We start from the raw sequence: 12,495 nt of genomic DNA, 5'->3' as shown, positions 1-12,495 counted from the left end.
TTATAAAAGAAAGATAATTCAGATTTTTAACAAATAACAATTAAGATAAACAATACAAATAATTAACTACAATTTCGAGGCACTTATTTGCATTTTTTAAATTCAAAAAACACATTTAATCAAACTCTTTGGTAAAGTTAAAAGTTATCAAGAGAAAGTAAAAAAACAGTCAGCACACAGCTGACTGTTTTGTTGCCTAGCGACGTCCTACTCTCACAGGGGGAAGCCCCCAACTACCATCGGCGCTAAAGAGCTTAACTTCCGTGTTCGGTATGGGAACGGGTGTGACCTCTTTGCCATCATCACTAGACTTTTATTCGACCTCCAATACACGGCGTATTACGGCGTCTTGAAGCTCTCTTTTTTGTTGAAAGAATTATTCTTTCAAAACTGGATAAACGGTGCATTGAATGTTTCAAACGTTTTGGTTAAGTCCTCGATCGATTAGTATTCGTCAGCTCCATGTGTCACCACACTTCCACCTCGAACCTATCTACCTCATCGTCTTTGAGGGATCTTACTTACTTGCGTAATGGGAAATCTCATCTTGAGGGGGGCTTCATGCTTAGATGCTTTCAGCACTTATCCCGTCCACACATAGCTACCCAGCGATGCCTTTGGCAAGACAACTGGTACACCAGCGGTGTGTCCATCCCGGTCCTCTCGTACTAAGGACAGCTCCTCTCAAATTTCCTACGCCCACGACGGATAGGGACCGAACTGTCTCACGACGTTCTGAACCCAGCTCGCGTACCGCTTTAATGGGCGAACAGCCCAACCCTTGGGACCGACTACAGCCCCAGGATGCGATGAGCCGACATCGAGGTGCCAAACCTCCCCGTCGATGTGGACTCTTGGGGGAGATAAGCCTGTTATCCCCGGGGTAGCTTTTATCCGTTGAGCGATGGCCCTTCCATGCGGAACCACCGGATCACTAAGCCCGTCTTTCGACCCTGCTCGACTTGTAGGTCTCGCAGTCAAGCTCCCTTGTGCCTTTACACTCTACGAATGATTTCCAACCATTCTGAGGGAACCTTTGGGCGCCTCCGTTACCTTTTAGGAGGCGACCGCCCCAGTCAAACTGTCCGCCTGACACTGTCTCCTGCCCCGCTAAGGGGCATGGGTTAGAATTTCAATACAACCAGGGTAGTATCCCACCGACGCCTCCTTCGAAGCTGGCGCTCCGAGATCTCTGGCTCCTACCTATCCTGTACAAGTTGTACCAAAATTCAATATCAGGCTACAGTAAAGCTCCACGGGGTCTTTCCGTCCTGTCGCGGGTAACCTGCATCTTCACAGGTACTATAATTTCACCGAGTCTCTCGTTGAGACAGTGCCCAGATCGTTACGCCTTTCGTGCGGGTCGGAACTTACCCGACAAGGAATTTCGCTACCTTAGGACCGTTATAGTTACGGCCGCCGTTTACTGGGGCTTCAATTCGCAGCTTCGCTTGCGCTAACCACTCCTCTTAACCTTCCAGCACCGGGCAGGCGTCAGCCCCTATACGTCACCTTACGGTTTTGCAGAGACCTGTGTTTTTGCTAAACAGTCGCCTGGGCCTATTCACTGCGGCTCTCATGCGCTTGCACGCTCAAGAGCACCCCTTCTCCCGAAGTTACGGGGTCATTTTGCCGAGTTCCTTAACGAGAGTTCTCTCGCACACCTTAGGATTCTCTCCTCGACTACCTGTGTCGGTTTGCGGTACGGGCACCTCTCACCTCGATAGAGGCTTTTCTTGGCAGTGTGAAATCAGGAACTTCGTCCATACGGACTCGCCATCACAGCTCAACGTTACAGTGTGCGGATTTGCCTACACACACGCCTTACTGCTTGGACGCGCACAACCAACGGCGCGCTTACCCTATCCTACTGCGTCCCCCCATTTCTCAAACGGTGAGGAGGTGGTACAGGAATATCAACCTGTTGTCCATCGCCTACGCCTATCGGCCTCGGCTTAGGTCCCGACTAACCCTGAGCGGACGAGCCTTCCTCAGGAAACCTTAGTCATACGGTGGACGGGATTCTCACCCGTCTTTCGCTACTCATACCGGCATTCTCACTTCTAAGCGCTCCACCAGTCCTTCCGGTCTGACTTCAACGCACTTAGAACGCTCTCCTACCACTGACATCGTAGATGTCAATCCACAGCTTCGGTGAATCGTTTAGCCCCGATACATTTTCGGCGCAGCGTCACTCGACCAGTGAGCTATTACGCACTCTTTAAATGATGGCTGCTTCTAAGCCAACATCCTGGTTGTCTGTGCAACGCCACATCCTTTTCCACTTAACGATTACTTTGGGACCTTAGCTGGTGGTCTGGGCTGTTTCCCTTTTGACTACGGATCTTATCACTCGCAGTCTGACTCCCGTGTATAAATATCTGGCATTCGGAGTTTGTCTGAATTCGGTAAACCGGGATGGCCCCCTAGTCCAAACAGTGCTCTACCTCCAGTATTCTCATCACGAGGCTAGCCCTAAAGCTATTTCGGAGAGAACCAGCTATCTCCAAGTTCGATTGGAATTTCTCCGCTACCCACACCTCATCCCCGCACTTTTCAACGTGCGTGGGTTCGGGCCTCCAGTAAGTGTTACCTCACCTTCACCCTGGACATGGGTAGATCACCTGGTTTCGGGTCTACGACCACGTACTACTTCGCCCTATTCAGACTCGCTTTCGCTGCGGCTCCGCCTTCTAAAGCTTAACCTTGCACGTAATCGTAACTCGCCGGTTCATTCTACAAAAGGCACGCTATCACCCATTAACGGGCTCTAACTACTTGTAGGCACACGGTTTCAGGATCTCTTTCACTCCCCTTCCGGGGTGCTTTTCACCTTTCCCTCACGGTACTGGTTCACTATCGGTCACTAGGTAGTATTTAGCCTTGGGAGATGGTCCTCCCGGATTCCGACGGAATTTCACGTGTTCCGCCGTACTCAGGATCCACTCAGGAGAGAACGAACTTTCGACTACAGGGCTTTTACCTGCTCTGGCGGACCTTTCCAAGTCGCTTCATCTAACTCGCTCTTTTGTAACTCCGTATTGAGTGTCCTACAACCCCAAGAGGCAAGCCTCTTGGTTTGGGCTCTTCCCGTTTCGCTCGCCGCTACTCAGGGAATCGATTTTTCTTTCTCTTCCTCCAGGTACTTAGATGTTTCAGTTCCCTGGGTCTGCCTTCAAGACGCTATGTATTCACGTCAAGATACTACGCGATTAAACGTAGTGGGTTCCCCCATTCGGAAATCTCCGGATCAAAGCTCACTTACAGCTCCCCGAAGCATATCGGTGTTAGTGCCGTCCTTCTTCGGCTCCTAGTGCCAAGGCATTCGCCGTGCGCCCTTAATAACTTAACCAAGTTATTAAGCCTATAAAAAAACTTAAAAAATAAATGTGTTTGTTACAATTTCAATGTCGTTTTATCCAGTTTTCAAAGAACAAGTTTTGAAGTGTTTCATTCAGATAGAATGAACCTTCAAAACTGAACGCAAAACGTAATCTTACAAACCCAAGGTTTGTATTCCGAAATAATCCTTAGAAAGGAGGTGATCCAGCCGCACCTTCCGATACGGCTACCTTGTTACGACTTCACCCCAATCATCTATCCCACCTTCGGCGGCTGGCTCCAAAAGGTTACCTCACCGACTTCGGGTGTTACAAACTCTCGTGGTGTGACGGGCGGTGTGTACAAGGCCCGGGAACGTATTCACCGCGGCATGCTGATCCGCGATTACTAGCGATTCCGGCTTCATGTAGGCGAGTTGCAGCCTACAATCCGAACTGAGAACGACTTTATCGGATTAGCTCCCTCTCGCGAGTTGGCAACCGTTTGTATCGTCCATTGTAGCACGTGTGTAGCCCAGGTCATAAGGGGCATGATGATTTGACGTCATCCCCACCTTCCTCCGGTTTGTCACCGGCAGTCACCTTAGAGTGCCCAACTAAATGATGGCAACTAAGATCAAGGGTTGCGCTCGTTGCGGGACTTAACCCAACATCTCACGACACGAGCTGACGACAACCATGCACCACCTGTCACCGTTGCCCCCGAAGGGGAAACTATATCTCTACAGTGGTCAACGGGATGTCAAGACCTGGTAAGGTTCTTCGCGTTGCTTCGAATTAAACCACATGCTCCACCGCTTGTGCGGGCCCCCGTCAATTCCTTTGAGTTTCAGTCTTGCGACCGTACTCCCCAGGCGGAGTGCTTAATGCGTTAGCTGCAGCACTAAGGGGCGGAAACCCCCTAACACTTAGCACTCATCGTTTACGGCGTGGACTACCAGGGTATCTAATCCTGTTTGCTCCCCACGCTTTCGCGCCTCAGCGTCAGTTACAGACCAGAAAGTCGCCTTCGCCACTGGTGTTCCTCCAAATCTCTACGCATTTCACCGCTACACTTGGAATTCCACTTTCCTCTTCTGCACTCAAGTCCCCCAGTTTCCAATGACCCTCCACGGTTGAGCCGTGGGCTTTCACATCAGACTTAAAGGACCGCCTGCGCGCGCTTTACGCCCAATAATTCCGGACAACGCTTGCCACCTACGTATTACCGCGGCTGCTGGCACGTAGTTAGCCGTGGCTTTCTAATAAGGTACCGTCAAGGTACAGCCAGTTACTACTGTACTTGTTCTTCCCTTACAACAGAGTTTTACGATCCGAAAACCTTCTTCACTCACGCGGCGTTGCTCCATCAGGCTTTCGCCCATTGTGGAAGATTCCCTACTGCTGCCTCCCGTAGGAGTCTGGGCCGTGTCTCAGTCCCAGTGTGGCCGATCACCCTCTCAGGTCGGCTACGCATCGTCGCCTTGGTGAGCCGTTACCTCACCAACTAGCTAATGCGCCGCGGGCCCATCCTATAGCGACAGCGAGATGCCGTCTTTCAGTCTCTTGCCATGAAGCAAAAGAGATTATTCGGTATTAGCCCCGGTTTCCCGGAGTTATCCCAAACTATAAGGTAGGTTACCCACGTGTTACTCACCCGTCCGCCGCTAACGTCAAAGGAGCAAGCTCCTTTTCTGTTCGCTCGACTTGCATGTATTAGGCACGCCGCCAGCGTTCGTCCTGAGCCAGGATCAAACTCTCCATAAAAGAAATTTGATTAGCTCAAATTGTTTTGCTGGCATCATGTTTGATGTCCAAAATTGTGTTTCGTTCACTAGCAAAGCTAGCTACTTAAAACTTTATTGATTACGTTTTGCTTGTTCAGTTTTCAAGGTTCATTTTGTTTACTCTTCTGTAAGAGTTAACTTTTATATAATAACATGTTTTATATTTAATGTCAAACAGTTATTTTATTTTATATTTTAGTAGCTGCATATCTCAACAGCAACTTTTATATAATAACACCCTATTTGTCATTGGTCAATAGTTTTATAACTATTTCTTAAAAAGAATTATAACCTCAACCTTGGCCAATTTCGTAAAAATTGAATTGTACGGTTTCTTCCTATTTCTAATAGAGTTTCTTTTGTTTCTTCATTTAAATCAAATTGGGTAGCACTATAATCTTCTACAGGAATAAAAATAATATCTCTTTCGTGTCGTCTTGATATATACCTTTCATCATGTGCATCTTTCATAGTTGAAAATAGTGCCTCAAATAAATTTAGACCATTCTTAATTTCTTGAGGGCATTGTTCTTCTCTTCTTCTACTCAGTTTCAGGCCTAAAATCGGACGTACTTTCCGACCTTCTTTATCATCGAATATCCATAGTGGAAAATTACTTAAAACACCACCATCCACTATTACAGATTCCCCCTTCCCAGTCTTTAATGTAACTGGTTCAAAGAAAAAAGGTATACCACAACTCATGCGTAACGCACAAGCAACTGAAAATTTCTCTGCTTCAATTTGATATTTATGCAAATCGTCTGGTAAAACAATCATTCTACCATTCGTTAAATCTGAAGCTACTAACTTAAGTGAATCTTTAGGCAGATCACCAAAAGTATATACTCCTTTTGCCGCTAGCTTTTGGAAAAACCATTTTTCTAACGCCTTTCCTTTATAGAGACCTAAATGATTATAAACATTTACCCATTTCATAAAAGGAAAAGGTAAAATTGTTCTTCTTGGATCAAGTAATGAAGGAACATCTAACTCTTCTAGCATCATTTCTATCTCTTTTCCACTATATCCTGCTGCAATAAAGGCAGCTAAAATGGCACCTGCACTTGTACCAGCTACACGTTTAAATCGAAAATGTTCAGCTTCTAGTACTTGATATGCCCCTACTAATGCAAAGCCCTTCAAACCGCCACCAGAAAATACGCCATCAATCCACAAAATTTCCTCTCCTTTTTGATGTAATCTTTACAGTATAAGGATGAAGAATGACGAATAGAACTAAATTTTCTACTTTTTTGACGTTTCTTATGTAGATAGCAGCAAACTCTAACCAAGTGTTTAGCTAAAATTCCATATAAGAATATGCAGCGAAATATGGTTATTCTAATAAATGTATAGATCTACTTAAATGGTAATTTATGTTGCAACAATAATTTCAGTTTCGAAAATTTTTAGTGTAGAACATATTTTTAATAAGAAAAAAAGGGCTCAAGCCCCTAACAGTAATGAAAGCTCTTATCTATATTAACTATGTCTTATAAGGGTTTACTGGTGGTATTAATATTAATTAATTGAAAAAAAGTTACGCTGTTGTTTACTTCCAATTTTATCCTTTCACTGAAGGCCTGAAAATTTTAAACTGACTTAGTTAATAGCTTTCTAACCTCTGCTATATAGTGCTAAGATTACAATGAATCAGAACCACCAGTCTAAAACGCTGGGGTACTGGCCCATGACGCTACCACTAAAGTGGTTTTATTATTTTAGCTTGTATTTCTTCTCCTGTAAATGGATCAATGAATTCTTTCATGGTCGTTTGATCCTCAAGATTATCCTCTTGCAATTGATTTTATATATTCCTGTATGATTTTTCTGTTTCGTTCTACTGTATCTACATAATATCCGCGACACCAAAACTTCCTATTTCCATATCTCTATTTCAGGTTCATCTGGCAATCGAATATCATTAAACTACTCTTCCCTTTCAAATAAACCACAGACGATGGAACACTTATTTTGGGCGGAATCTCACCAACATACGAATATGATCAGGATAGACTGTAGCTTCAATGATTTCTACTCCTTTTTTCTTTCACATAACCGACGAAGAATTCTACCTATATCTACCTTCTATATTTTGGCACAAAGACGATGTGATACTTACAATTCCATGTAGTGTGTGCTAAATTTTTATTATCCATTTGAAGCCCCTCGCATAGCAAGGAGTTTTCAAAAGATACAATAAAAAAACAGTCAGCGCACAGCTGACTGTTTTGTTGCCTAGCGACGTCCTACTCTCACAGGGGGAAGCCCCCAACTACCATCGGCGCTAAAGAGCTTAACTTCCGTGTTCGGTATGGGAACGGGTGTGACCTCTTTGCCATCATCACTAGACTATGGTCGACCTTCCATACACGGCGTATTGCTGTGACTAGAAGCTCTCTTTTTAGAAAGATTTGCTCTTTCAAAACTGGATAAACGGCACATTGAATGTTTCAAACTTTTTTGGTTAAGTCCTCGATCGATTAGTATTCGTCAGCTCCATGTGTCACCACACTTCCACCTCGAACCTATCTACCTCATCGTCTTTGAGGGATCTTACTTACTTGCGTAATGGGAAATCTCATCTTGAGGGGGGCTTCATGCTTAGATGCTTTCAGCACTTATCCCGTCCACACATAGCTACCCAGCGATGCCTTTGGCAAGACAACTGGTACACCAGCGGTGTGTCCATCCCGGTCCTCTCGTACTAAGGACAGCTCCTCTCAAATTTCCTACGCCCACGACGGATAGGGACCGAACTGTCTCACGACGTTCTGAACCCAGCTCGCGTACCGCTTTAATGGGCGAACAGCCCAACCCTTGGGACCGACTACAGCCCCAGGATGCGATGAGCCGACATCGAGGTGCCAAACCTCCCCGTCGATGTGGACTCTTGGGGGAGATAAGCCTGTTATCCCCGGGGTAGCTTTTATCCGTTGAGCGATGGCCCTTCCATGCGGAACCACCGGATCACTAAGCCCGTCTTTCGACCCTGCTCGACTTGTAGGTCTCGCAGTCAAGCTCCCTTGTGCCTTTACACTCTACGAATGATTTCCAACCATTCTGAGGGAACCTTTGGGCGCCTCCGTTACCTTTTAGGAGGCGACCGCCCCAGTCAAACTGTCCGCCTGACACTGTCTCCTGCCCCGCTAAGGGGCATGGGTTAGAATTTCAATACAACCAGGGTAGTATCCCACCGACGCCTCCTTCGAAGCTGGCGCTCCGAGATCTCTGGCTCCTACCTATCCTGTACAAGTTGTACCAAAATTCAATATCAGGCTACAGTAAAGCTCCACGGGGTCTTTCCGTCCTGTCGCGGGTAACCTGCATCTTCACAGGTACTATAATTTCACCGAGTCTCTCGTTGAGACAGTGCCCAGATCGTTACGCCTTTCGTGCGGGTCGGAACTTACCCGACAAGGAATTTCGCTACCTTAGGACCGTTATAGTTACGGCCGCCGTTTACTGGGGCTTCAATTCGCAGCTTCGCTTGCGCTAACCACTCCTCTTAACCTTCCAGCACCGGGCAGGCGTCAGCCCCTATACGTCACCTTACGGTTTTGCAGAGACCTGTGTTTTTGCTAAACAGTCGCCTGGGCCTATTCACTGCGGCTCTCATGCGCTTGCACGCTCAAGAGCACCCCTTCTCCCGAAGTTACGGGGTCATTTTGCCGAGTTCCTTAACGAGAGTTCTCTCGCACACCTTAGGATTCTCTCCTCGACTACCTGTGTCGGTTTGCGGTACGGGCACCTCTCACCTCGATAGAGGCTTTTCTTGGCAGTGTGAAATCAGGAACTTCGTCCATACGGACTCGCCATCACAGCTCAACGTTACAGTGTGCGGATTTGCCTACACACACGCCTTACTGCTTGGACGCGCACAACCAACGGCGCGCTTACCCTATCCTACTGCGTCCCCCCATTTCTCAAACGGTGAGGAGGTGGTACAGGAATATCAACCTGTTGTCCATCGCCTACGCCTATCGGCCTCGGCTTAGGTCCCGACTAACCCTGAGCGGACGAGCCTTCCTCAGGAAACCTTAGTCATACGGTGGACGGGATTCTCACCCGTCTTTCGCTACTCATACCGGCATTCTCACTTCTAAGCGCTCCACCAGTCCTTCCGGTCTGACTTCAACGCACTTAGAACGCTCTCCTACCACTGACATCGTAGATGTCAATCCACAGCTTCGGTGAATCGTTTAGCCCCGATACATTTTCGGCGCAGCGTCACTCGACCAGTGAGCTATTACGCACTCTTTAAATGATGGCTGCTTCTAAGCCAACATCCTGGTTGTCTGTGCAACGCCACATCCTTTTCCACTTAACGATTACTTTGGGACCTTAGCTGGTGGTCTGGGCTGTTTCCCTTTTGACTACGGATCTTATCACTCGCAGTCTGACTCCCGTGTATAAATATCTGGCATTCGGAGTTTGTCTGAATTCGGTAAACCGGGATGGCCCCCTAGTCCAAACAGTGCTCTACCTCCAGTATTCTCATCACGAGGCTAGCCCTAAAGCTATTTCGGAGAGAACCAGCTATCTCCAAGTTCGATTGGAATTTCTCCGCTACCCACACCTCATCCCCGCACTTTTCAACGTGCGTGGGTTCGGGCCTCCAGTAAGTGTTACCTCACCTTCACCCTGGACATGGGTAGATCACCTGGTTTCGGGTCTACGACCACGTACTACTTCGCCCTATTCAGACTCGCTTTCGCTGCGGCTCCGCCTTCTAAAGCTTAACCTTGCACGTAATCGTAACTCGCCGGTTCATTCTACAAAAGGCACGCTATCACCCATTAACGGGCTCTAACTACTTGTAGGCACACGGTTTCAGGATCTCTTTCACTCCCCTTCCGGGGTGCTTTTCACCTTTCCCTCACGGTACTGGTTCACTATCGGTCACTAGGTAGTATTTAGCCTTGGGAGATGGTCCTCCCGGATTCCGACGGAATTTCACGTGTTCCGCCGTACTCAGGATCCACTCAGGAGAGAACGAACTTTCGACTACAGGGCTTTTACCTGCTCTGGCGGACCTTTCCAAGTCGCTTCATCTAACTCGCTCTTTTGTAACTCCGTATTGAGTGTCCTACAACCCCAAGAGGCAAGCCTCTTGGTTTGGGCTCTTCCCGTTTCGCTCGCCGCTACTCAGGGAATCGATTTTTCTTTCTCTTCCTCCAGGTACTTAGATGTTTCAGTTCCCTGGGTCTGCCTTCAAGACGCTATGTATTCACGTCAAGATACTACGCGATTAAACGTAGTGGGTTCCCCCATTCGGAAATCTCCGGATCAAAGCTCACTTACAGCTCCCCGAAGCATATCGGTGTTAGTGCCGTCCTTCTTCGGCTCCTAGTGCCAAGGCATTCGCCGTGCGCCCTTAATAACTTAACCAAGTTATTAAGCCTATAAAAAAACTTAAAAAATAAATGTGTTTGTTACAATTTCAATGTCGTTTTATCCAGTTTTCAAAGAACAAAAAAATGGTGGAGCCTAGCGGGATCGAACCGCTGACCTCCTGCGTGCAAGGCAGGCGCTCTCCCAGCTGAGCTAAGGCCCCAAGAGGTATATATGGTGGGCCTAAATGGACTCGAACCATCGACCTCACGCTTATCAGGCGTGCGCTCTAACCAGCTGAGCTATAGGCCCTCTTGGAAGTTTTATTAAATTTCATAAACCTTCAAAACTGAACGCAAAACGTAATCTTACAAACCCAAGGTTTGTATTCCGAAATAATCCTTAGAAAGGAGGTGATCCAGCCGCACCTTCCGATACGGCTACCTTGTTACGACTTCACCCCAATCATCTATCCCACCTTCGGCGGCTGGCTCCAAAAGGTTACCTCACCGACTTCGGGTGTTACAAACTCTCGTGGTGTGACGGGCGGTGTGTACAAGGCCCGGGAACGTATTCACCGCGGCATGCTGATCCGCGATTACTAGCGATTCCGGCTTCATGTAGGCGAGTTGCAGCCTACAATCCGAACTGAGAACGACTTTATCGGATTAGCTCCCTCTCGCGAGTTGGCAACCGTTTGTATCGTCCATTGTAGCACGTGTGTAGCCCAGGTCATAAGGGGCATGATGATTTGACGTCATCCCCACCTTCCTCCGGTTTGTCACCGGCAGTCACCTTAGAGTGCCCAACTAAATGATGGCAACTAAGATCAAGGGTTGCGCTCGTTGCGGGACTTAACCCAACATCTCACGACACGAGCTGACGACAACCATGCACCACCTGTCACCGTTGCCCCCGAAGGGGAAACTATATCTCTACAGTGGTCAACGGGATGTCAAGACCTGGTAAGGTTCTTCGCGTTGCTTCGAATTAAACCACATGCTCCACCGCTTGTGCGGGCCCCCGTCAATTCCTTTGAGTTTCAGTCTTGCGACCGTACTCCCCAGGCGGAGTGCTTAATGCGTTAGCTGCAGCACTAAGGGGCGGAAACCCCCTAACACTTAGCACTCATCGTTTACGGCGTGGACTACCAGGGTATCTAATCCTGTTTGCTCCCCACGCTTTCGCGCCTCAGCGTCAGTTACAGACCAGAAAGTCGCCTTCGCCACTGGTGTTCCTCCAAATCTCTACGCATTTCACCGCTACACTTGGAATTCCACTTTCCTCTTCTGCACTCAAGTCCCCCAGTTTCCAATGACCCTCCACGGTTGAGCCGTGGGCTTTCACATCAGACTTAAAGGACCGCCTGCGCGCGCTTTACGCCCAATAATTCCGGACAACGCTTGCCACCTACGTATTACCGCGGCTGCTGGCACGTAGTTAGCCGTGGCTTTCTAATAAGGTACCGTCAAGGTACAGCCAGTTACTACTGTACTTGTTCTTCCCTTACAACAGAGTTTTACGATCCGAAAACCTTCTTCACTCACGCGGCGTTGCTCCATCAGGCTTTCGCCCATTGTGGAAGATTCCCTACTGCTGCCTCCCGTAGGAGTCTGGGCCGTGTCTCAGTCCCAGTGTGGCCGATCACCCTCTCAGGTCGGCTACGCATCGTCGCCTTGGTGAGCCGTTACCTCACCAACTAGCTAATGCGCCGCGGGCCCATCCTATAGCGACAGCGAGATGCCGTCTTTCAGTCTCTTGCCATGAAGCAAAAGAGATTATTCGGTATTAGCCCCGGTTTCCCGGAGTTATCCCAAACTATAAGGTAGGTTGCCCACGTGTTACTCACCCGTCCGCCGCTAACGTCAAAGGAGCAAGCTCCTTTTCTGTTCGCTCGACTTGCATGTATTAGGCACGCCGCCAGCGTTCGTCCTGAGCCAGGATCAAACTCTCCATAAAAGAAATTTGATTAGCTCAAATTGTTTTGCTGGCATCATGTTTGATGTCCAAAATTGTGTTTCGTTCACTAGCAAAGCTAGCTACTTAAAACT

1 protein-coding gene, 2 tRNA genes, 6 rRNA genes and 1 pseudogene are annotated in these 12,495 nt (G+C 47.9%); all 10 read right to left on the bottom strand.

Translation table 11 applies throughout. From position 1 onward, the window contains the following. Nucleotides 1-194: 194 nt before the first annotated feature. Nucleotides 195-310, bottom strand: a 5S ribosomal RNA gene (gene rrf / locus LCP48_RS00410). A gap of 114 nt (nucleotides 311-424) precedes the next feature. After that, nucleotides 425-3,352, bottom strand: a 23S ribosomal RNA gene (locus tag LCP48_RS00405). Nucleotides 3,353-3,534: 182 nt separating this feature from the next. Beyond that, a 16S ribosomal RNA gene (locus LCP48_RS00400) occupies nucleotides 3,535-5,087 on the bottom strand. Together the 16S, 23S and 5S rRNA genes form the textbook arrangement of a ribosomal RNA operon. A gap of 305 nt (nucleotides 5,088-5,392) precedes the next feature. Then, the gene (locus tag LCP48_RS00395) at nucleotides 5,393-6,286 is read right to left on the bottom strand and encodes a patatin-like phospholipase family protein (protein ID WP_004233775.1); all 894 of its coding nucleotides are present in this window, start codon (nucleotides 6,284-6,286) and stop codon (nucleotides 5,393-5,395) included. Nucleotides 6,287-6,812: 526 nt separating this feature from the next. Next, nucleotides 6,813-7,269: pseudogene (tnpA, locus tag LCP48_RS00390) on the bottom strand (IS200/IS605 family transposase). 77 nt (nucleotides 7,270-7,346) lie between these two features. After that, nucleotides 7,347-7,462 (bottom strand): 5S ribosomal RNA (gene rrf / locus LCP48_RS00385). Between the two features lie 111 nt (nucleotides 7,463-7,573). Further along, nucleotides 7,574-10,501: ribosomal RNA gene (locus tag LCP48_RS00380) — 23S ribosomal RNA — on the bottom strand. Between the two features lie 90 nt (nucleotides 10,502-10,591). Next, nucleotides 10,592-10,667 (bottom strand) — tRNA-Ala (locus LCP48_RS00375). Between the two features lie 12 nt (nucleotides 10,668-10,679). Continuing rightward, a tRNA-Ile gene (locus tag LCP48_RS00370) sits at nucleotides 10,680-10,756 on the bottom strand. Between the two features lie 94 nt (nucleotides 10,757-10,850). Further along, nucleotides 10,851-12,403, bottom strand: a 16S ribosomal RNA gene (locus LCP48_RS00365). Nucleotides 12,404-12,495 lie beyond the last annotated feature (92 nt).

The sequence above is a fragment of the Lysinibacillus capsici genome, assembly GCF_020217405.1.
Taxonomy (GTDB): Bacteria; Bacillota; Bacilli; order Bacillales_A; family Planococcaceae; genus Lysinibacillus; species Lysinibacillus capsici.
The sequence above is the reverse complement of the archived record's forward strand: the minus strand, read 5'-3'. Positions and strand labels throughout refer to the sequence as shown.